Here is a 21,052-nt window from a genome sequence, read left to right as displayed (position 1 = left end):
TGGTGCGATGGGTGTCCTGTCGCTGTCGCGATCTCTCTCGATCCCCCTCTCGATTACAGGATGGCATTCGGGACACGATAGCAGTTCGTTGCGGCCAGGGGCTAATTAACGCACCCGTTCCGCGTGGGCGGGCAGCGTGTTTCGGTGCGAGACAGTCGGCCACGACTGGCTACCGGTCGAGTTCGGAGTCGGTATCGGTTGCAGTCTCGTCGTTGGTATCGAGATTCTCGTCAGTTCTGTCAGTTCTGTCAGTTCCGTCGGTCTCGTTGGTATCGCCGGTTTCGCCAGTCTCATCGGCCCCATCGGTCTCGTCGCTCTCGTCGCTCTCGTCGGGAGAGCCGTCGTACTCACGTTCCGTCGCTTCGTCGCCGTCGACGCCGGCCGCGGTCTCATCCGCGTTCGTCTCGGTATCGCCACCTTCGTCCACGTCGAGTTCACTCTCGGGGGGTTGCTCGCCGGCGAGTCCGGTTTCGGGTTCGGTCTGAACCGCACTGTCGGCACCGGGGGTAGCGGTGCCGGTAACCGGTTGCGGGGCGTCGGCGCGTTCGCGGGCGAAGAGATCGAGGGTGATCTTCGCCCCGCCGAGGACGACGGGACCGATAAAGAGGCCGACGGCCCCGAAGACGACGAGGCCGCCGAAGATGCCGACGACGATAATCGCCGAGTTGAACGCGCTCGTGCGGCCGATGAGTGCGGGACGGATGTAGGTGTCCGAGGCGCTGACAATCGAGCCGTAGACGATGAGGATCGCGGCCGAAACGAATTGGCCGGTGGCAAGTAGTCCGATCGAAACCGGGACCCAAACGCCGAAGGCTCCGATGAGCGGGAGTAACGCGAAGATGAACGTGACGACCGAGAGGAGGACGACCGCCGGAACGCCGAGGACGGCGAGACCAATCCCGAGCAGGACCGCCTGAATAATCGCGACGGCGACGTTCCCGACGACCGAAGCCCACATGAGCTGGTCGAGTTCAGCGAGCAGTTCCGCGAGCAGGTCGTCCTCGATGGGGACCACGCGTTGCATCCAGACGACGAATTCGCCGCCGTCGCGCAGCAGGGCAAAGAGGACGAACACGGTCACGGTGAGGCCGATGAAGAGTCCCGGTGCGCCGCCGGCGATCTCGACCGCGCTCATGGCCAGCCCTTGCAGTCCCGTCGCGATCGGGTCCTGATAGGTCTGGTAGAACTCGACGAGATCGACCGAGTAGCCCACGTTTTCGAGTTGCGATTCGATGATCGTGACATCGAGGTTGCCGTTTCCGTCCTGGATCACGTCGACGAGGTTGAGCGCCTCGCGGAACGCGACGGCGAGGACGTACGCCAACGGCAGCAAGAGTGCGAGGATCGTGACCGCGACGAGCGAGAGGGCCGCGATGAGCGCGCTCACGTACTGTTCGAGCCAGCGCTGTGCCGGAACGAGAACGTACGCGAGCACGACCCCCAGGAGGACGTACTGGAGATAGGGCAGAATAACGAGAAGTCCGAGAACGGCGGCGACGATAGCGAGGACGGTTAGCCCCGGTCGCTTGGCAAACCACTCCCCTGACGGCGGACGATCGGCCATGAATACGGGCCGGTACGCACTCCGAACGTATTATATTGATGAAACGACGGCCCGCAATCGGGCAGCGCGATCACTCCGAAAGCAACGACCGCGAGGAGTTCGTGACGACGAGGAGACTGCTCGCGCCCATCGCGAGCGCGGCGAACAGCGGGTTGAGTAGCCCCGTCACCGCGAGCGGAATCGCGACCGCGTTGTAACAGAACGCCCAGCCGATGTTTCCTTTTACGCGCCGATCCGTCGCCCGCGCGAGTTCGAAGACCGTCTCGACCGACGAGAGGTCGTCGTCGACGAGCGCCACGTCGGCCGCGTCGGCCGCCATCGCCGTGCCGCCGCCGAGCGCGATGCCGAGATCCGAACTCGCGAGCGCGGGGGCGTCGTTGGTGCCGTCGCCGATCATGACGGTTCGGCCGGTCTGCTTGAGCCGATCGACGGTTTCGGCCTTCCCTTCGGGCGGGACGCCGGCGAAAACCTGACCGACTGCGTCGTGCTCGCGGAACTGCGTCGCAGCCCGCGCGTCGTCGCCGGTAAGCACGACGATGTCGGAGCCGCTCTCCGAGATCGCCGTCAGCGTCTCGTCCCAGTTCTCCCGGAGTTCGTCGCCGACGACGATGACGCCCGAGGCGGTGCCGTTGCGGCCGACGGCGACGGGGACGCGTCCGGTTTCGCGCGCAGCCCCGATTTGGTCGGCGAGTTCGGTCGGCACGTCCCAGCCCCGGTCCCGGAAGAGGTCGGGATGGCCGACGATGAACTCGTCGCCGTCGACGGTGCCGGAGACGCCGTTGCGGTGGGAGTCGAACGTGTCGACGCGGTCGGGCGCGTTTTCGTCGTCACCGATCGGGTCGCCGGCAGTCGCGTCACCTGCGTCGGCCACGTTGCCTTCCGCCGACGCCCCGGGCTCGACCGTACCGCCGTCTGCAACCGGTGTCGCCGCGGCGATGGCTTTTCCGACCGGGTGGGCGGATCGCTCCTCGAGCGCGGCGGCCTGTTCGAGCAGGTCGTCCGGAAGGTCGGTGTCGACGACGGTCATGTCCCCGGTCGTGAGCGTGCCGGTCTTGTCGAAGACGACGGTGTCCGCGTTGCGGATGCGTTCGAAGACGCTGTCGTCGAACACGACGATCGAACGCTCGAGCGCGTCCCGGATACCGGCGGCGACGGCGAGTGGCGTCGCGAGGCCGAGCGCGCACGGACAGGAGACGATCAGGACCGTCAGCCCGGTGAGCAGGGCTTCGGTGACATCGGCACCGAGCGCGAGGTGGGCGGCCGCGGCGACGGCGGCGAGGACGAGCACGAACGGGACGAAGATCGTCGCCAGTTTGTCGGCGAGTTTCTGGATGCCGTGGGTGCCGCTCTGGAGGTCCCAGACGAGTTCGCTGATCCGGTCGAGGGTGCTGGTGGCGTCCTCGCCGACGCGGACGGTCAACGAGCCTTCGGAGACGACGGAACCGCCGACGACCTCGTCGCCGGATTCTTTCGTCACGGGCAGCGATTCGCCGGTGACGACGGCCTCGTCGACCGCGGCGCGGCCGTCGACGACGGTGCCGTCGATTGGCACGCGCTCGCCGGTGCGGACCAGCACGCGGTCGCCGGGGTCGAGTTCGTCGACGGAAATCGGTTCGGTGTCGCCCTGGTCGCCGACGCGGCGGGCCTCCTCGACCTGCACGGCGGTCAGATCCGAGAGGCGCTCGGTCGCCTGGCGTTTGATCGTCGACTCGTAGTAGCCGCCGACGGTGACGATGACGACGATGGCGACGGTCACGTCGTAGTAGATGTGAGCGCCGCCGGTCGCGATCGAGAGCGTGCTGTAGAGGTACGCGCTAACGGCCGCGATCGCGACGAGCAGGTCCATGTTCGGCGACCGCGTCTTGACGGCGACGTAGGCCCCCTGCAGGATCGGTTTGCCGGTCACGGCAAGGACGATCGTCGTGAGTGCGGCGATGACGACGTAAAACGGGGTCGCGAGTTCGCTCGAGAGCGTCTGCGTGAAGAACTCGGTCGTCCGCTCGTCGTAGAACAGCCCGCCGAAGTAGGTCGGGTAGATGATGACGATGTACTGCAACATCACCATCATCCCCATGAGGACGCCGACGCCGACGCGGGCCATCTGCCAGTTGTCGGCCCGCCGCCGGCTGAACGCGTCCGCGCGGTCGTAGGCGCTGTACCCGAGTTTGCTGATCTCCGCTTTGAGGTCCTCGACCGAGACGGTGTCCGGATCGTGGTCGATCCGCGCCGTGTCGGTCACGTAACTCGAACTCGCGTGGCTGACGCCGTCGGTCTCCGCGGCGACCGACTCGATGAACGCCTCGCAGGTCGCACAGTACATTCCGTCGACTTCGAGGAACGTGGTTTCGTGGTCGGGCGGCACGTCCCGCGATGTCCCGTCTTGGGCCTCGTCCGCCGCTCGCGCGTTTCGAACGTCGGCTGCATCCACGTCCGCTACGTCGCCGAGCGCGTCGTAGACGTTGCGACAACCGACACAACAGAACGCGTTGCCGTCGGCGACGACGCCGCTGCCGTCGACCGGCAGATCACAGAGGGTACAGCCGCTATCGGCATCGCCGTCGACCGCGGAGTGAGAGTTCGGTGTCTCCGTCATACCTATCGAATCGTCCGCTCAGTGGTTCTCGTGGCCGCCCGCTTCGATACCCGCCACGTCGAAGCCGTCGTAGAACGGCAATCCGGGGTGTGGAACGTGGATTCCCAGACTCATCAACCCGTGTGCGAGCAAGACGTAGCCGAGGACGATGAAGGCCGCCCCGAGGAGGCGGTGTACCCGCCGGCGGTGGGCGACGTCGACGGCCTCGATGACGGTCCCGTAGGCGAAGACGGCCGGGACCGTTCCCAGCCCCAGCGCGGCGAGGGCCAGCGCTCCCCGCGTCGGCGATCCCGTCGCGAAGGCGTACAGAAACGCCGGGTAGAGGATGGGACACGGCAGCAGGCCGTGTAACGCGCCGAGGCCGACGATGCCCGGCCCGTTCGCCAGGCGATCGACGTACCCCGTCAGCCAGCCGACGAGCCGCTCGCCGCCCGGCAGACTGACGCCGCCGGTACTCCGCCCGAGCAGGTAGTAGAGTCCCGTCACCATGACGAACGCGCCAACGAGCAGGCCGACCCCGCCGCGGGCGAACTCGACGAGCGACGTGAGTTGGGCCGTCGTCACGAACAGGATGCCGCCGAGCGTACCAAAGAGTCCCCCGAGCAGCGTGTAACTCGCCGTTCGTCCGAGATTGAACAGCGCGTGCTGGCGCACTTCGTACATCGTAAGGTGTCCGCTCGGGCGGGCGCTGCCGGCGGCAGTGGACGCGCGTCCGCCGTCCGTACTGGTCGCCCCCCGCGACTGTCGTCCGCTCTCACTCCCGTTTCCGTCCATCCGGCTCGCATAGATCGTCACGAGCGGGCCGCACATACCGATACAGTGTCCGCCGGCCAGCAGGCCGATAACGAACAACAGGGCCACGTCGACGCCGAGGAGTGAGAGTGGGTCCATGATCGGTCGGGGCTTTCGCCGTTAGCCGACCTAGTCACCCCACCGGGTAGTGCGTTTCGCCTTCGATCCCTGCAGACGGCTGTACGCGCCGCCTCTCACCCGAACGAGTTCGGATTATGCCGCCAAAAGCAGTCGTCGAACGCTCGTCGTACGTCGTTCGTCGCTCGTCGTACGTCGTTCGTCAGTCGCCTCGTTACTCGACGTAGCGATACTGCCGTTCGCCCATCCGGCCCCAGCCGTCAAAGACGAACTCCTCGTCGGGCGTCGTGAACTCTTCGACGTCGACGTCCATCTCGTGGTTGTGGGCGTCGTGAACGTCCTCGTAATCCGCCCAGGTCAGGTCGTAGCGGGCTGCAAGCTGTTCGTCCACGTTCAGCGCCTCGATCTCGTCCTCCCAGCCGTCCTGGACGGTTTCGGTGTGGATTTCGGCCTGCGCACCGCTTCCGTACGAGCCGATGAGCAGCGTTTCGCCGGTCAGGTCGCGGCCGTCCTCGAGTGCGGACTTGAGCGCGCTCGCGCGGGCGACGTGAACGGAACCCGTATACCAGTTGCCGACCTCGCGGGAGATCGATAGCGTCGGGTCGATCATCTCCGCGTACCACTCCTGGTAGCGGTCGGTTTCCTTGAGTTCGTCCATGTACTCCCGCAGGGCCTCGCGATAGTCATCGTCGGTATCGAACGCCTCGGGACGGGGCTGACGACCGATTTCGCCGGCCAGATCGTCCTCGATGCTCGTATCGCGGATGACGTGGCGGTAGGCGAGCAAGGCGGCCTTGCGGACCATGCCGGGGAACGGCGTGTGGAACGGCGCAAAGGTGATGTCCTCGGGATGGACGTCGCCCGCGGCGCTCTCGTAGTCTTCCAGGGCTTCGCGCATCCGGGCGAGATACACCTGCACCGAGCGCTTCCCGTCGACGGAGGGGAACTGCTGGTTCGGCTTGAGAAAGTCCGTCTCGTCGGCCGAGCCGTAGCCCTGTTCTGCGGAGAGTTCGATCAGATCCGGGTCCTCGTCGATGTACATCGCGATCGCACCTGCACCCTGGGTCGCCTCCCCGGCGTCGCCGCGGGCGTACAGCGCGGTGTCCGTCGCGATGACGAGCGCGCCGCGGCCGCGGTTTCGGCCCGCGCTGATCCAGTTGTACGCGTCGTCCAGACTCTGGGTTCCCGCGATACAGGCAAATTTCCGCTCGCCCTTGTTCGCGTGGTGGAAATCGCCGTCGTAGACGTCTTCGAGACAGCCAGCGACGTACGTCGAAACCGGCTTCGAGTTGTCGAACGAACTCTCGGTTGCAACGTCGATTCGGCCGATATCGTCGGGTTCGAGACCCTTGCGTTCCATCAGGCGATGGGCCGCGTTCGCGCCCATCGTGACGATGTCCTCGTAACTGTCGGGAAACGAACTCGCGTTCAGACCGAGTCCCTTCGTGTACTTCTCGGGGTCTTCGCCCTTTTCCGGCGCGAACGTCCCGGGCAAGTCGAGTTTGAGATTCCCGGTCCAGATCTCGATGGCGTCGATACCGACTGCTGTCATACCCCCACACTATACAGCGAGCTATATGGTATTGTCGTTCGAAGATTCGACGATTGACGGACTGCCGGCCAGTGTTGACACCCGCACTTCCCTCCCGGCGGACTCGGTGCGCTCGCCGAACTGAACTCGGCCAGCGGACCTGGAATGTCGGAAACAGAAAACTCGCTTCGAGCGCGGCGTTATTCGTCTTCTTCGACGACTTCGGGATCGCTCATCGCACTCTGGAGGCTGTCGAGACCGTTGATCCACTCCGTGACGAGGCCGTACTCGAGGTCCTCCGCGACGGTCATGTCGAGTTCAGCGTCGTCGATGATGAGGGTGCCGGCCTGGGCGGCGTAGCCGAGCGCGGCGTCTAAGTCTTCCTCGGCTTCGGCATCGGCAGCAGCGCCGAGGTAGTCGCCGACGCTCCCGTCTTCGGCGGGGCCGTTTGCGATGAACTCTTCGGCGGCGAAGAAGACGCAGACGAGGCTCGTCTGGACGCCGTCGACGAGGATCAGTTTCTCCTCGTCTTCGATGTCGACCTCGCTCAGGACGATTTCGCGGACGTCGTTGATCTCTTCGAGCGCTTCCTCTTCTCCGAGGTCCCCGTCGTCGTAGGCGGCGACGATCTTCGCGACGGCGATTGCCGTATCATCCTGCAGATTGAGCAGGAGTCGCGCCGATGACTCGTCCTCGGGATCGATCTCTTCGTCTTTGATGCGATCGATCCAGTTCTGCCAGCGTTCCTCCGAGTAGTACTCGGTCGGGGGATTGCTCATACAGACACCTACACCGGCCGCTTGAAATGCCTTTCTCTACCTGTACGTCGTCGCGACAGAACCGCTGCAGCGGCGTTTATGCCCGCTCGAGCGTTCCTTCCGTATCGATCCCGTAAACGAGTGCAGGTGTGTCGACGTGTGCCGTGTGCACCGCTTGCTCGTGGCCCGCTTCGAGTAGCCATCGGACGCGGCGAGGGACGGTCTTCGGTCCGAGGACGGCTCCGGGACGGTCGGGGTCGTCGACGTAGTCCGTTTCCATCAGAAACGGCGCGCCGTGCTCGACTGCGCGCTCGGCCGCGCGCTCGAGCCGGTCCTTGTCGCTCATGACGCTCGGCGTCGGCCCATCCAACCGGCCGGCGGCGTAGTGTTTCACGACCTTGTGCGCGGGCAGCCCGCGGTCTTCGGCCCACTCCGCGACCGCGGTCATGTCCTCGGTCGCCTCCGCGTGGAGCTGGACCGCGCAGTCGAGTTCACTGCCGCGCTCGAAGGCGTGACACATGACGGCGTTCGAGGCGTCCCAGACGGCCTCGGAGACGTCGTAGTGCGGCCGTCCGGATTTCAGCGCGAGGGCCTCACCGCGCGCGACGAACTCGGCGGCCACGTCGAGCCCGCCTTGCATGATTTCGCGGGCTTCGTCCGGACTGTAGCCGCGGTCGTCGACCAGTCGCGAGATCAGACCGGGGTGAACGCCGAGGACGGGCCAGGCGCGACCGGGGAGTTCAGCCGAGGCGTCCGAGACGATGTCGACGGTGCGCTCGAAGACGGGACGGAAGTCCTCGCCGGTGTCGGCCTCGACGCCGAGGTGCCAGGAGGGTTTGTTCACCACGAGGAGGTGCGTGCCGCCGAGTCGGGCGAAGTCTCGGACGGCGTCGATGCCGCGGTGGGCGTCCGGATCGAGGTGGAGGTGGTTGTCGAGAACCGGCCGCTCGTCGTTCTCGTCGTCGATCATGCGCGGATCTGAGAGCGCGAACCGGGAAAAGTCACCGGCTTCCTCTCGCGGGTCGAAACGGTGTGAACTACGAACAACGGTCTTTCCGTGATCACCCTCACGTACCCGGGTTTATTGGAACAATGCTTATATAGGTGTAGCGGTTACGTTGGGTTAGTCAACGAATGAACCTCGACCAATTTACCAACAGCGAAAAGCAGGTCGCCCGTCGATACGAGTACGACGACGCCGTGGTCTTTGCCGTCGACTTCGGAGCGGCGTCGGCCGACGCCTCGGTCGATGTCGTCGATAGCACGGTCCTCGCCGTCATCGACGGCGAACAGTACGAGATTGACCTCCCCGACGGTGCAGACGACGCGCATACGTTTATCAAAAACGGGGTGCTCACTATCGAAGTGGAGGGCGACCGATGAAACTCACTGTCAAACCACTCAAGCAGAAGGATGCAGGGCGCGGACTGGCCGCCATCGACCGCGTCTCGATGCGCGAACTGGACCTCGAGAACGGGGATTACATCCTCATCGAGGGAAGCGACGATAGTCAGGCCGTCGCTCGCGTCTGGCCGGGCTATCCCGAAGACGAGGGCCGGGGAATCGTCCGAATCGACGGCCGCCTTCGACAGGAGGCCGATGTCGGTATCGACGACCGAGTCTCGGTCGAACCCGCCGACGTCAATCCCGCAACCTCTGTCACCGTTGCACTCCCGCAGAACCTCCGCATCCGCGGTGACATCGGCCCACTCGTCCGCGATAAACTGAGCGGCCAGGCCGTCACCGAGGGGCAGACGGTCCCCTTCTCGCTCTCGTTCGGGCCGATGGCCAGCTCCGGCCAGTCGGTCCCGCTCAAGATCGCGAGCACCTCGCCCTCGGGCACCGTCGTCATCACCGACTCGACGACCATCGACATCTCCGAGACGCCGGCCGAACAGGTCAGCTCCGGCGGCGAGCCCGGTTCCGAGGGCATCCCGAACGTCACCTACGAGGACATCGGCGGCCTTGACGACGAACTCGACCAGGTCCGGGAGATGATCGAACTCCCGATGCGCCACCCCGAGCTGTTCCAGCAACTCGGGATCGAACCGCCGAAGGGCGTCCTGCTCCACGGCCCGCCGGGCACCGGCAAGACGCTCATGGCCAAAGCCGTCGCCAACGAAATCGACGCCCACTTCCAGACCATCTCCGGCCCGGAGATCATGTCGAAGTACTACGGCGAGTCCGAGGAGCAACTCCGCGAAGTCTTCGAAGACGCGGAGGAGAACTCCCCCGCCATCATCTTCATCGACGAACTCGACTCCATCGCCGCCAAACGCGAGGAAGCCGGCGGCGACGTCGAGCGGCGCGTGGTCGCACAGCTCCTCTCGCTCATGGACGGCCTCGAAGAGCGCGGCCGGGTCACCGTCATCGCGGCGACCAACCGGCTCGACGACATCGATCCCGCGCTTCGACGCGGCGGGCGCTTCGACCGCGAGATCGAGATCGGCGTCCCGGACAAGGACGGCCGCAAGGAGATCCTGCAGGTCCACACCCGCGGGATGCCCTTAGAAGACGAGATCGACCTCGACCGCTACGCCGAGAACACCCACGGCTTCGTCGGTGCCGACATCGAGTCGCTCACCCGCGAGAGCGCGATGAACGCGCTGCGGCGCATCCGGCCGGACCTCGATCTCGAAGAACAGGAGATCGACGCCGAAGTCCTCGAGACGCTCCAGGTCACCGAAGGCGACTTCAAGGAGGCGCTCAAGGGCATCCAGCCCTCGGCGATGCGCGAGGTCTTCGTCGAAGTCCCCGACGTGACCTGGAACGACGTCGGCGGGCTCGAAAACACCAAAGAGCGCCTGCGCGAGACGATCCAGTGGCCCCTCGACTACCCGCAGGTCTTCGAGCAGATGGACATGCAGGCCGCGAAGGGCGTCCTCATGTACGGCCCGCCCGGAACCGGGAAAACCCTGCTCGCAAAGGCCGTCGCCAACGAGGCCCAGTCGAACTTCATCTCGATCAAAGGCCCCGAACTCCTGAACAAGTACGTCGGCGAATCCGAGCGGGGCGTCCGCGAGATCTTCGAAAAGGCCCGGTCGAACGCTCCGACCGTGATCTTCTTCGACGAAATCGACTCCATCGCCGGTGAACGCGGCCAGCGACAGGGCGACTCCGGCGTCGGCGAACGCGTCGTCTCCCAACTGCTGACCGAACTCGATGGCCTCGAAGAACTCGAAGACGTCGTCGTCATCGCAACGACGAACCGACCGGACCTCATCGACTCGGCGCTCTTGCGGCCGGGACGTCTCGACCGGCACGTCCACGTCCCCGTCCCCGACGAAGCGGCCCGCGAGCGCATCTTCGAGGTCCACACGCGCGACAAACCGCTCGCCGACGCCGTTGAACTCGACTGGCTCGCCGAAGAGACGGAAGGGTACGTCGGTGCCGACATCGAAGCCGTCTGCCGCGAAGCCTCGATGGCCGCCAGCCGCGAGTTCATCAACTCGGTCGAGCCGGAGGACATCGACGATTCGGTCGGGAACGTTCGTATCAGCAAGGAGCACTTCGAGCACGCGCTCGATGAAGTCCAGCCGAGCGTGACGCCCGAGACGCGCGAGCGCTACGAGGATATCGAACAGCAGTTCCAGCAGGCGGAACCGGGTCAGGAAGAGGAGCAACTGGGACGGACGTTCCAGTAACGCGACCCGACCGCCACCGCCGACGCGGATTTTCACTTCGACAACCGGTGCAGTGGGACGGTCGCCGTCGCGTATACGTCGGCAGTCGTACCGAGCGGGTGCGTTAAGCGTCGGTCGCGCGCGAGACAGCCTCGAGTATGGCTGGAATATCCGCGTCGAACGACTCGACCGTGTCGACGCGGTTTCGATCCGAGTCGTAGGTGACGAAGCCGGCCGCTGCCAGTTTCGGGACGTACTTGTGATACAGCGTGACGTGGATCTGTTTCGTGTCGGCCGCCGGAATGTCGGCCGGTCTTATCCCGTGTTCTCGGATGGCTACCTCGGTAGCCAGCTCAGCGAGCGAAATCGGCGTCTCGTGCTCGGTAAGACACCGGAGAACGTACCGACACCGGTCGTCTGCGAGCATCGTAAACACCGTTTCAACGTCTCCGTGATCGGATCGGAGTTCGCTCATATTACGTGTTCATATTTGACTTAGCGAAAAGAGTGGTGGGGTTGTATATATCGTCATTTAAGTGTAGTTACCCGGAATCGGCGTCATCACCCTCGCCGACCTGTCCGACCGTCAAGACGTTACCGATAAGGTTCTTCTCCGCGTGATGGAGGCGCTTGGACAGCGCCTGCTGTGTGATCCCCAACTGCTCCGCCAGTTCGGTCATGGTCGTCCGCTGTGGAACGTCGAAGAGTCCCTCCTCGTAGGCGGTTACGAGTGTTTCCCGCTGTATCGGCGTTAAGCCGTACTGTGAACTCGCCATCGGCTGATTCTGTTCGTAGAGTCGGTCGAGTTCGAACTCGACATCGTTCTCTCGGCAGAACTCGTGAAACGCCGAGACCGTCTTTTCGTCGTCGAAGCGCATCGTCAGGTCCCAGGATTCGTTCGTTCCCGTCGCTTCGAGGATCGTCGCGCCGATCTCGACGTACGCGTAGATGATCGTCTCGATGTTCTCCGTCCATTCCGCGCGGTAGAGGACGGCGTCGTCGACGCGATCGACCCTCATCGCGTGCCTGATGGTCGGGTCGTCGCTGAACGCCCGTTCGAACCGCTCTTGCTCCTCGCCGGTGACCCAGAAGTACGGCATGAGCCGATGCTGCGTCGTGGCGACGAGGCGCTCGATCTCGATGACGATGCTCGGCGCAGACGACAGCGCGTGATGAAGCGCAAAATCGGTAGAATCGACGGTGAACTCGCCCATCACACTCATACGAGCACCTTCGTCCCGCGGTGGATAAGTGTGCGGCCAGAGAGTGAGTGCTCCGCGCGAGAAAGTGACGACGAGTGAGCGATAGAGGGTGGGCACGCAACGGGCCCCGCTCACGTACACCGCGGCCTCTAGTAGCCACTGAAAGTCAGTGCACACTTGATCGCTCGACGGTTGGGCGATCAGCCTATAAACCGTTTCAGTTGGTACTAGCGATATCCTCGAGCACCGTCTCGGCGTGTCCGTCCGGACTCACGTTCTCGTAGACCGCCTCAACAGTCCCGTCAGGTCCGACGACGTACGTATTCCGAAAGACGCCATCGAACGTGTTGCCGAACATTTGCTTCTCGCCGTAGGAGTCATACTGCGTCGCGACCGCGCCGTCCTCATCCGAGAGGAGATCGAACGAAAGATCGTACTCGTCCGCGAAGGCGGCCAGATCCGAAACCGGGTCGTCGCTGATACCGACCACCGCAACGTCGTGGTCGTCGAACGCCGACAACGTCTCGTTGAACTCGCAGGCTTCGGTGGTACAGCCTTCGGTATTCGCGCGCGGATAGAAGTACACGACGAGTCGCTGGCCATCGAAATCCGACCGCTTGACGGACTCACCGGACTGATTGGAGAGTTCGAACGCGGGGGCGTCTTCGCCAACGTCGAGCATAGAGACGAGTTCGGCACGGCGACCGTAGGTGTTGTGGTTCACGTCGGTTCAGACAGTCTACCGGGACGATTTTCCGCGGAACCCAGGACAGGACGGGGCACAACTGCGCCGGAACGGGCGTCCAACAGTCCGGATCGGTCCGGATCGGTCCGTATCGGTCCGGAGCAGTTCACACGACGGCTTCGACCCAGGGTGCGGTGACGAACTTGTGGCGACAGCCTTCGCAGAGATCGACTTCGACGACCTCGTCGGTTGTGAGATAGACGTGATACCGGCGCACCGGAAGGTCGGCCTCGCCGCAGTTTGCACAGGTCACGGACATCGGGGCCACTCGCCCCCGGCTACACCGGTGAGCGGTATAATTGCTGGCCCGTCGTTGCTTCCGGGACTCGGAGACGAACGGACAGCCGTGACACCGGGACGGAATAGCGGCAGTATCACGCCTATCTATCATATTTTTATATGCCCATCAGAAAACTCCGGACCATGCGAGCTGCCGTACTCGAAACACACGGTGAACCGCTCGAGATCGAGGACGTTCCGGAGCCGGAGCCGGAGCCCGATCAGGCTATCGTCGAAACCGAAGCCTGCGGCATCTGTCGCAGCGACTGGCACGCCTGGCAGGGCGACTGGAGTTGGGTCGGGGCGTCGGTTCCGGAGGGACAGATCCTCGGGCACGAGCCCGCGGGGATCGTCTCGGCCGTCGGCGAGAACGTCGAGACGCTCCAGGAGGGCGACCGGGTCGCCGTCCCCTTTCACCTCGGCGACGGAACCTGTTCTCACTGCCGCGAGGGACGGGCGAACAACTGCGAGACCGTCGTCCCGCTCGGACTTTCTGGCGCTGCACCGGGCGCGTTCGCCGAAGCCTTCCCCGTTCGAGAGGCCGACTTCAACTGCGTGAAACTCCCCGACGACGTCGAGTTCACCGAGATGGCCGGACTCGGCTGTCGGTTCATGACCGCCTACCACGCGCTCGCCGACCGCGCAGAGCTCCGGCCCGGCGACTGGGTCGCCGTCCACGGCTGCGGCGGCGTCGGCCTCTCGGCGATCCACATCGCCGACGCGCTGGGCGCGCATCCGATCGCGGTCGACGTTCGCGACGACAAACTCGAGCGCGCCCGCGAACTCGGCGCGTCCGCGACGGTGAACTCGACCGAGGTGGAGCATCCGGCGCGGGCGGTCAGATCGCTCGCCGACGGCGGTGCCGACGTCTCGATCGACGCGCTCGGCATCGCCGAAACCTGCCGGAACTCCGTCGCCAGTCTGGGAACGAGGGGGACCCACGTCCAGGTCGGCCTGACGACCGGCGAGGAGGAGGGCGAGATCGAACTGCCCGTCGACGCGATAACGATGAAAGAACTCGACGTCCACGGCTCCCACGGCATGCCGCTCGTTCGCTACCAGGAACTGTTCAAACTGATCGGCGAGGGAACGCTCGATCCGAGCAAGATCATCGGTGAAACGCTGTCGCTCGAGGACGTACCCAACACGCTCGCCTCGATGGACGACTACGAGACGGTCGGCATTCCGGTCATTACGGAGTTCTGAGCGGCAGGTCGAAGACAGGGGAATGGGGTGAGACACACCCACACATAACCTGGGCGGGGGCGGGAGCCCACCCTGGTGTGAGAGACATGAGCTAACTCGAAGCGGGGGCGAGTCCACTTCCGAGCGATCCGGGCACGAACGCACGCAATCGGCGATCAGCGCGTCGTGTCTGGGCCAAGCGCGTACCCGGCGGGGCGTGTATCCCCGCACGTGGAACAATTGCAGGTGTCCCCCTTTGTTATGGACCGAATTGCCCGCCCGTAGTGGCGTCAAACTAGCGACAGGATGGCGCTACTGCGGATGTACCGGCGCACTACGCACCCGCTGTTCGAGCCGACAAGCGGGGGCCACGGTTAGTTGTCACCGCCTACGATCGTCTAGGCGAGTGTTTACGGTCGCCAGCGCCGCCAAAGACATGCTTCCGCGGATCGTCCCTCGTTCCATGTGTGCTCACGCGCCAGCCCCGAGTTCGGACGCGCCGATCCGCATCGGTATCGTCGGTCTCGGCTACATCGGCACGACCGTCGGCGGGCAGTTCCACCGCCACGCGGACGCCACCGTCCACGCAGTCTGTGATCTGGACACGGACCGCCTCGCGACGGTCGGCACCGAGTTCAGCGTTCCACCCACCACCAGGTACACCGCGTACGAGACGATGCTCGACGATCCCGACTGTGAACTCGACGCCGTCCTCGTCGGGACGCCGCATACGCTTCACTACGACCAGGTCGTCGCCGCGCTCGATCGCGACCTGCACGTCTACTGCGACAAGCCGCTCACGACCGACCTGGACCGCGCACGCGAACTCGTAGACAGGGTCGACCGGACGGATCGAACGCTGATGGTCGGCTACCAGCGCCACCTCCAGACCGCGTTCCAGCGTGCGCGAGAGCGGTTTGCGACCGACCCGCCGCGGTGGGTTACGGCGTCGATTACGCAGGACTGGATAGCGGATTCGGCCGGAACGTGGCGGCTCGATCCCGACCTGTCTGGCGGCGGGTTTCTCTTCGACACCGGTAGCCACCTGCTCGATGGCATCCTCTGGACGACCGGTCTCGAACCCGCCTCCGTCGCGGCGAGTATGGACTTCTACGACGACGAGCAGCGGGTCGACCGCCGTGCGCACCTCGACGTTCGGTTCGAAAACGGTGCGACTGGAACCGTCTCGCTCCACGGCGACCTGCCGTCGACCCGCGAGCACATCCACTGCTGGGACGACCAAGGAGCGCTCTATCTCGAGGGAACGCAGTGGGGCTCCCGCGAGGTCTTCGAGATCGACACGGACGCAAGCGAACACGTTCCCTACATCGATCACCGGCAGGAACGGACCCGCGCCGGCGCGTTCGTCGACAGTATTCGCGACGGAACCGAGCCCCCTGCGACGGCTCGCGATGCCCTCCGCGTGACGGCGCTGACCGACGCGGCGTACGAGGCTGCTCGGACCGGCGACCGAATCCCGGTCGAACTCGAGTCTGCGGGCCGCTCTGGTAGCCGCTGAAAGTCGGCGGGCATCGGACGCACAATACAGTGCGGTCAGTGTGTGAAGAGTTTCGGTTGCTACCGGAGCGACGACCGTGAACGACTTCTCTGGTCGCGTCTTGACCGCACGAAACGAAGCGCTACACGACGCTGTACTGGGCGGTTCCCAACGGAAACGTGACACGCCGTTTGCCGGCTCGATTCGAGCGTCGTCACTTCCGATGCTACCTGCGGGAGAAGCCGATGACTAACGGTTCGATACCGGTGGCTAACCGATCGTTTTTCGACAGTTACAGTGTCCCGACTCCCCCGCACTGAACTCGACCCAGTCGTGCGGTTATGCTCGGTTTACGGCGGTTTCTTCTCGGCTGCCGTCTCGCACGGCTGCACCGACAGTGACACGCTCTCGGCCATCGTCCACCGCGGGAGTAAGAACCCGATAGCACACCGTGGCAAGCGGTTACAAGCCGGATAACTACAACCGGTGCACGTGATCCGACGGATATGATCACCTGTACAAACTGTGAGACCCCACAGTTCTTGCAGATCACCCAGAGCCGCGTCTACTTCGAGGACGGAGAAATGATCAACGAACTCTCCGAGACGTACGAGTGTACGCTCTGCGGGTCGACCGGGCAGTACGTTTACGACGAGGAATGCGACGAAGAAACCGTCTCGGGAGACGTCGAACTCACGACCGAACGCCCGAAGTTTGCCTGACCGGTCGCCCCGCGAGGGGCGACGGACGGAGACCGTCGATAGTACTCGGGCAATACACTTCTAAACGGCTGTTTACGTGCGGTTTCGATGCGCACACTATCAGGTTGTGCCCTCGTCTGGCCCCGTGCCAGAGCCGAACTCTCAATCGGAACCGTCGCTATCTGGCTCTGGCGTCCCCGCATTGCTTGCCCCCTCGATTCGCCCATCTATCGTTTCGCTGGGTCGCGGTCCGGGTACTGAGGGGGCGGTCGTTCTCGTCCCGTCCGCGCCGTCGATTCCGGTGTGGTCTTCCGTCGCCCGGAGCCGATGTCTTGCATCCCACTCCTCGAAGAGGCCATACTCGGTCATCGTCTCCATCCCGGCGAGCGCCGCCGTGAGTTTGAGCCCGACGAGGGGGATCTCCGCGACCGAGATGATGACGTCGGCGCGCAAGATCACGCCGTCTCTGAGAATCACGTCGAGGAGATCAACCAGCGCTTCGTCATCCTTTTGCGGCTTCATACGGGTTTCACCTCTCGAATCGGTGCATGCTGCAGTGCGATCATAGCGGGTTCGTATCGGTTCCAGCACCAGTTGGATCGCCGTTCTGACCGTCCGGGTCGGTTCCCAGTTCCGGTGCGAACGTATACGGCGGCCACGGCCCGGTAAACCTGACTTCGAGTCCGTCCTCGGCCGCAACGCCGTCGAGTATCGAACCGACCGCATCCTCGTCGTCCTCGCGTGCGAGCACGGTGAGCCGACAGAGCGTTTCGACATCGTCGCCGTCTTCGGTCCTGGTCTCGTCCTCGGCTCTCGCGACGTCCGCAATATCCGACGCTGGCGATCGCTCGAGCGTATGCACCTCGCGAACCGTCTCTGCCAGATCCGCCTCCAACTCGGCCGCCATCGTTTCACGACGCGCCGTTCGCAACTCCGTCAATCGCTGTTCGAACTGCTTTTCGAGCAAGAACGCCTGACCCTCGCTCGCGTCGGCTATCTGTTCGTCGAGTTCAGCCAGGCGGTCGTCCTGTTCGACCAGCGTTCGGTCGTCCGGCGTGTCGAACTCGACGACTTCGATGCGGTACTCCCAGTGATCGGCGAGTTCGGAGAGCACGGGCCGCAGCGTCGCTGATTCCTCGCGAAGCCACTCGCGCAGGCGGGTGTCGTCGCCGCGGAGGATGGTGTCGAACTGGAACGGGACCGGCGTGCCGAACGTCTGACCGGCCGCATCGACGACGGTCTGGTGGCGGACGAGCCAGTGTTGGATCTGCGTGAGGTCGGCCGAATCGTAGAGGCTGTCGCAGTCGTGGACGACGGCACCGATGCCGTCTTCGGTGACGACGGAGACGGATTCGCCGTCGATACCGGTCGTGTCGAGCGTGGCGTCGTCGTCGGCCTGGACGACGCAGTAGAGGTAGCGACCCGTTTCGATGTCGGGCGTCTCCGCTGCGTTCGCCGACACGTCGCGGCGTTGTTCGTCCGTCGTCACGAGTTCTCACCGCCGAATACGGAGTAGCCGGGAGCGTGGCGCGGCGTCGAGTCGGCATCGAGTTGTTCGATCGCGTCGGAAACGAGCCCGTCCAGATCGCCGCGAAGGTCGTCGACGCCGTCCTCGATTCCCTCGTCGGCTTTGAGTTGTTCGATCTCGGCTTCGATCGTCGCGAGTTGCTGTCCGAGACGGTCGATTTCCTCGTCGGAGAGGTTTCCGGATTCCATGCGCCTGACCGCCTCGCGCTCGAGCGCGTCGATCAGGAGTTCGACGACGGTGATGACGAGCGTGACCAGTCCCTGGCGCGCGTCGTCGCCGTCGCCGACGTCGATCGTGCTCATGGCGAATCCGCCTCCGCCTCAGTCTCCGTTTCCGTTTCCGTTTCTGTTTCGGTCGCTGTCGTTTCGCTCTCGCTCGCCTCGGCTTTCTCCGTCTCGGCATCGTTGTCGGCGTCCGGTGCTTCGTCGGCATTGGCCCCGTTCTTGTCCTCGCTTTCGTCCTCGTCTTCGTTCTCGGCGGTCACGTTGACGCCGCGAGTCGGATCGATCGCCGGATTCGGCCGTTCCTGATCCGGCGACGCGAGTTCGGGATCGCCGACCGCCTCGGCGACGCGTTGCATGTCGGTCCCCTCGGGGAACTCGAGGCCGTACTTCGCCGCGGTTTCGAAGGAGGCGATCGCGGCCCGAAGCTGGATTCCGAGCAGTTGGGTGTCGCCGATCGAGACGGCGATGTCGGCGTTGATGACGATACCCTTGTCGAGGAGCATCTCGATGACTTCGGCGAGATCGGTTTGCTGGCGGCTCGGCTGGACGCTATCGACCATCCGACTCACCTCCGTGCGGGCGTCGCCAGTGTCCGTCCAACTCGCGCTGTTGCCGACGGGTCGAGGGTGGTGTCTGGTTCTGATTCTGGGTCATGGTAGGTTCGATCAGTGGCAGTCGCGTCGTGAATCGCTCGCGGGCTCGGTTTTCGATGTTCGATCGCAGCCTGTCTCTCCGTTCGGGGTCCGCTATCGACCGCTAGTAGCGCTGTCCGATCAGTCTCCGCCGTCACCTCCGGTCTCCTGCTGGTTCTGCTGCTGGCGCTTCTTCCGTTCGCGCTCGAATCGCTTCCCGTAGATCCGCTTTCGGCTCGGAGCCGTCGAGAGTCGAACCTGCTGTGGCACCGTCGAGTGATTGACGCCGCTTGCGACGTCCGCGCGCGCCGCCGGCATCGTCGACGCCGCCGTCGGATTCCGCGAGTTCACACTCGTGTCCTGGCGGCGCATCTTCTCGCGGTTGAACTCGTGGAGCGTCGCGAATTTGGCGTGGGTTTCGAGCAGGGCCTCGCGAAAGCTATCGATGCCCTCCATCGCGGTTTGCTGAATCGCGACCTGGTAGGCCTCGGGATCGTCCATCACGTCGATATCGCCGAGGAGTTCCGCTGGATCGGCATCGACGTCGAGGAGATCGTCATCACCGCCGTCATCGCCGCCCAGGTCCAGTCCATCGAGGAGGTCATCGTCACCGTCACCGCCATCGTCGGTCAACTCCTCGAGTTCGCGTTTCGTCTCCCAGATTTCGCCGATGTCCGTCGCGTCCCAGGCGTCGAGCAGGTCGATGGCCCGGAAGAGGTGGGTGAAATCGACGACATCGCCGACGCCGGTGTCGTCGTCGGCCAGAGCGGTTGGAATCTCGCCCGCGTCGATCGCCGCGATGAACTCGTCGGCGTCGACGGCCTCCGGGAGGTCCGACAGGTCGAGCGTTTCGAGGAGGTCCGCGACCGCGGTGGCGAGTTTGCTGAGCGTCTCGACGTCGTCGACGAGTGCGGACAGCGTTTCGTCGTCGAGGCTGTCGAGGCCGGTGTCGGCACTGTCGTCGCTGTCTCCACCTTCGCCCCCGTCGCCGGCAGTCTCCAGCGTGTGCTCGAGTTCATCGAGCGCGTCTTCGGCGTCGTCGAGTATCGTGCCGAGGTCGAAGTCGGCGGAAGCGGCGTCGCTCATCGATCACCCTCGGGTTCCGTCTCAGTATCCGTATCGCCGTCCGAACTCGTCTCCGTCGCCTCCTCTTGAGGGTCCGCAGGCTGAACTCGAACGGTCAAGACGCCGTTGTTGATCGCCGCCTGTCCGGTCGGGTCGGCCCAGGGAACGTCGATGCGGTCGAGTTCGGTGCCGGCGACCGCGACGACCAGCGCGGTGTCGCTGAAGCCGACGGTGACATCGTCGGCGTCGACGTCGGTGTCGGTACCGGAGATGTCGGCGATGACGAGGAGTTCGTCGTCGTGGGTGCGGGTGGTGATGTGGTGGGGGTCGGCCCGCGAAGCTGACGGGGTGTCCGCCGCGGAAGACGAGCGGGCCGACGGATTCGATGGCGGCCCCGTCGAGGATGACGCCCGACTTCGTCGCGTTCGCGGACGGCCCGCCCGATCGTGGTCCGGATCACGGTCCCACGTCCGATCCGAATCCGTCTCACCGCGTTCGTCCTGCCGAAGTCTGTCGACCCATTCGTCGGCGAAGGACTCCCCAAACCGGGAATCGTCGAGCAGGTCGTCACCCGTCCGTATCGAGATACTGTAGTCGAATACGGACCGATTGTGCCCGCCTCGTCCCGCGGGTGACAGCGTGTTCGAGTTCGGACTCCGATCCAGGCGATCGAGCAGTGCCCGTACCGTCGCGAGCCACCCCGTTTCCTGAGCCCGCCGCTCAGCCGGGTCGTCTCCGTCGTTGCGATCGGTTCCGTCGTGCGGATCGTTCCTATCGTGTGGGTCGTCTCGGGTCATCAGCGTTTCACCTCGACGCGGCCGCTCGCGAATTGTTCGCGGACCTCTCGGGCGAGTTCGAGTTCGGCTTCGATCGTTTCCTTTCGGTCCAGGTATTCCTCCTCGGATCGTTCGCCGAGTTCGTACAGCAGCCGGTTTTCCTTGCGCTCGTCCTCGAGTGCCTCCACGTCGTACAGTTCCTGCAGCGCGAGCGAGTGCAGCGTGTCGACGATGCCGATGAGCGGCCGGAACAGAAGGTCGTCGAGAACGAACATGCG

The 21,052-nt window shown here is 64.5% G+C and carries 22 protein-coding genes; 5 read left to right on the top strand and 17 right to left on the bottom strand.

All coding sequences use genetic code 11. The annotated features are described in order from the left end of the window. Positions 1-169: 169 nt before the first annotated feature. The 6 genes from C480_RS12640 to C480_RS12615 all read right to left on the bottom strand — a co-directional run bounded on the left by C480_RS12640 (position 170) and on the right by C480_RS12615 (position 8,286). A complete protein-coding gene (locus C480_RS12640; RefSeq protein WP_006666007.1) occupies positions 170-1,564 on the bottom strand; it encodes an AI-2E family transporter in 1,395 nt (464 codons plus the stop codon). Between the two features lie 70 nt (positions 1,565-1,634). After that, positions 1,635-4,157 carry a heavy metal translocating P-type ATPase gene (locus C480_RS12635; RefSeq protein WP_006666006.1) on the bottom strand — a complete coding sequence of 841 codons (2,523 nt, stop codon included), beginning with the start codon at positions 4,155-4,157 and terminating at the stop codon, positions 1,635-1,637. A gap of 18 nt (positions 4,158-4,175) precedes the next feature. Beyond that, positions 4,176-5,048 carry a sulfite exporter TauE/SafE family protein gene (locus C480_RS12630; RefSeq protein ID WP_006666005.1) on the bottom strand — a complete coding sequence of 291 codons (873 nt, stop codon included), beginning with the start codon at positions 5,046-5,048 and terminating at the stop codon, positions 4,176-4,178. A 193-nt stretch (positions 5,049-5,241) separates the two neighbouring features. Continuing rightward, positions 5,242-6,579: a hydroxymethylglutaryl-CoA synthase gene (gene hmgB, locus C480_RS12625; protein ID WP_006666004.1), complete on the bottom strand. Its 1,338-nt coding sequence runs from the start codon at positions 6,577-6,579 to the stop codon at positions 5,242-5,244. Between the two features lie 179 nt (positions 6,580-6,758). Then, complete coding sequence (locus C480_RS12620; RefSeq protein ID WP_006666003.1) at positions 6,759-7,337, bottom strand: DUF2150 family protein; 579 nt, start codon at positions 7,335-7,337, stop codon at positions 6,759-6,761. A gap of 76 nt (positions 7,338-7,413) precedes the next feature. Further along, positions 7,414-8,286: a TatD family hydrolase gene (locus C480_RS12615; RefSeq protein WP_006666002.1), complete on the bottom strand. Its 873-nt coding sequence runs from the start codon at positions 8,284-8,286 to the stop codon at positions 7,414-7,416. A 164-nt stretch (positions 8,287-8,450) separates the two neighbouring features. Between C480_RS12615 and C480_RS12610 the strand changes: the two genes are divergently transcribed. Together C480_RS12610 and C480_RS12605 are read left to right on the top strand one after the other, a co-directional pair. Then, on the top strand, positions 8,451-8,699 hold the full coding sequence (locus tag C480_RS12610) for a DUF7127 family protein (protein ID WP_006666001.1): 249 nt from the start codon (positions 8,451-8,453) through the stop codon (positions 8,697-8,699). Next, positions 8,696-10,960: a CDC48 family AAA ATPase gene (locus C480_RS12605; RefSeq protein ID WP_006666000.1), complete on the top strand. Its 2,265-nt coding sequence runs from the start codon at positions 8,696-8,698 to the stop codon at positions 10,958-10,960. Before C480_RS12610 ends, C480_RS12605 begins: the two co-directional genes overlap by 4 nt. A 103-nt stretch (positions 10,961-11,063) precedes the next feature. Here the strand turns inward: C480_RS12605 and C480_RS12600 are convergent, their stop codons facing one another. The 4 genes from C480_RS12600 to C480_RS23835 form a co-directional block, all read right to left on the bottom strand. Further along, positions 11,064-11,414 (bottom strand): DUF7344 domain-containing protein, encoded by a 351-nt coding sequence (locus tag C480_RS12600; RefSeq protein WP_006665999.1) that lies wholly within the window; start codon positions 11,412-11,414, stop codon positions 11,064-11,066. Positions 11,415-11,481: 67 nt separating this feature from the next. Beyond that, positions 11,482-12,162: a helix-turn-helix domain-containing protein gene (locus C480_RS12595; protein ID WP_049903649.1), complete on the bottom strand. Its 681-nt coding sequence runs from the start codon at positions 12,160-12,162 to the stop codon at positions 11,482-11,484. Between the two features lie 196 nt (positions 12,163-12,358). Further along, positions 12,359-12,823: a thioredoxin-dependent thiol peroxidase gene (gene bcp / locus C480_RS12590; protein ID WP_049903706.1), complete on the bottom strand. Its 465-nt coding sequence runs from the start codon at positions 12,821-12,823 to the stop codon at positions 12,359-12,361. A gap of 169 nt (positions 12,824-12,992) precedes the next feature. Then, positions 12,993-13,145, bottom strand: coding sequence for a hypothetical protein (locus tag C480_RS23835; RefSeq protein ID WP_006665996.1), 153 nt, complete (start codon positions 13,143-13,145; stop codon positions 12,993-12,995). Between the two features lie 164 nt (positions 13,146-13,309). On the opposite strand from C480_RS23835, the gene C480_RS12585 reads away from it, so the two are divergent. The 3 genes from C480_RS12585 (at position 13,310) to C480_RS12575 (ending at position 16,570) form a co-directional block, all read left to right on the top strand. Then, on the top strand, positions 13,310-14,371 hold the full coding sequence (locus C480_RS12585; RefSeq protein WP_049903647.1) for a zinc-dependent alcohol dehydrogenase family protein: 1,062 nt from the start codon (positions 13,310-13,312) through the stop codon (positions 14,369-14,371). 442 nt (positions 14,372-14,813) lie between these two features. Further along, positions 14,814-15,869: a Gfo/Idh/MocA family protein gene (locus C480_RS12580; protein WP_006665994.1), complete on the top strand. Its 1,056-nt coding sequence runs from the start codon at positions 14,814-14,816 to the stop codon at positions 15,867-15,869. Positions 15,870-16,354: 485 nt separating this feature from the next. Then, a complete protein-coding gene (locus C480_RS12575) occupies positions 16,355-16,570 on the top strand; it encodes a hypothetical protein (RefSeq protein WP_006665993.1) in 216 nt (71 codons plus the stop codon). 141 nt (positions 16,571-16,711) lie between these two features. Here the strand turns inward: C480_RS12575 and gvpM are convergent, their stop codons facing one another. The 7 genes from gvpM to gvpF all read right to left on the bottom strand — a co-directional run bounded on the left by gvpM (position 16,712) and on the right by gvpF (position 21,049). After that, entirely contained in the window at positions 16,712-17,071 is a 360-nt protein-coding gene (gvpM, locus tag C480_RS12570; protein WP_006665992.1) for a gas vesicle protein GvpM, read from the bottom strand. 40 nt (positions 17,072-17,111) lie between these two features. Continuing rightward, entirely contained in the window at positions 17,112-18,038 is a 927-nt protein-coding gene (gene gvpL, locus C480_RS12565) for a gas vesicle protein GvpL (RefSeq protein WP_006665991.1), read from the bottom strand. Continuing rightward, positions 18,035-18,379: a gas vesicle protein K gene (locus tag C480_RS12560; protein WP_006665990.1), complete on the bottom strand. Its 345-nt coding sequence runs from the start codon at positions 18,377-18,379 to the stop codon at positions 18,035-18,037. Before C480_RS12560 ends, gvpL begins: the two co-directional genes overlap by 4 nt. Continuing rightward, complete coding sequence (gvpJ, locus tag C480_RS12555) at positions 18,376-18,861, bottom strand: gas vesicle protein GvpJ (RefSeq protein ID WP_006665989.1); 486 nt, start codon at positions 18,859-18,861, stop codon at positions 18,376-18,378. Before gvpJ ends, C480_RS12560 begins: the two co-directional genes overlap by 4 nt. Positions 18,862-19,074: 213 nt before the next feature. Next, positions 19,075-20,019 (bottom strand): hypothetical protein, encoded by a 945-nt coding sequence (locus C480_RS12550; RefSeq protein WP_006665988.1) that lies wholly within the window; start codon positions 20,017-20,019, stop codon positions 19,075-19,077. Beyond that, a complete protein-coding gene (locus tag C480_RS12545; protein ID WP_006665987.1) occupies positions 20,016-20,795 on the bottom strand; it encodes a hypothetical protein in 780 nt (259 codons plus the stop codon). The genes C480_RS12550 and C480_RS12545 overlap by 4 nt, the downstream gene beginning before the upstream one ends. Next, positions 20,795-21,049 (bottom strand): gas vesicle protein GvpF, encoded by a 255-nt coding sequence (gvpF, locus tag C480_RS12540; RefSeq protein ID WP_006665986.1) that lies wholly within the window; start codon positions 21,047-21,049, stop codon positions 20,795-20,797. Before gvpF ends, C480_RS12545 begins: the two co-directional genes overlap by 1 nt. Between the last annotated feature and the right edge of the window lie 3 nt (positions 21,050-21,052).

The organism is Natrialba aegyptia DSM 13077 (assembly GCF_000337535.1).
In the GTDB taxonomy this organism is placed as follows: domain Archaea; phylum Halobacteriota; class Halobacteria; order Halobacteriales; family Natrialbaceae; genus Natrialba; species Natrialba aegyptia.
Note: the sequence above shows the minus strand (reverse complement) of the source record. Positions and strands in the feature narration are given on the sequence as shown.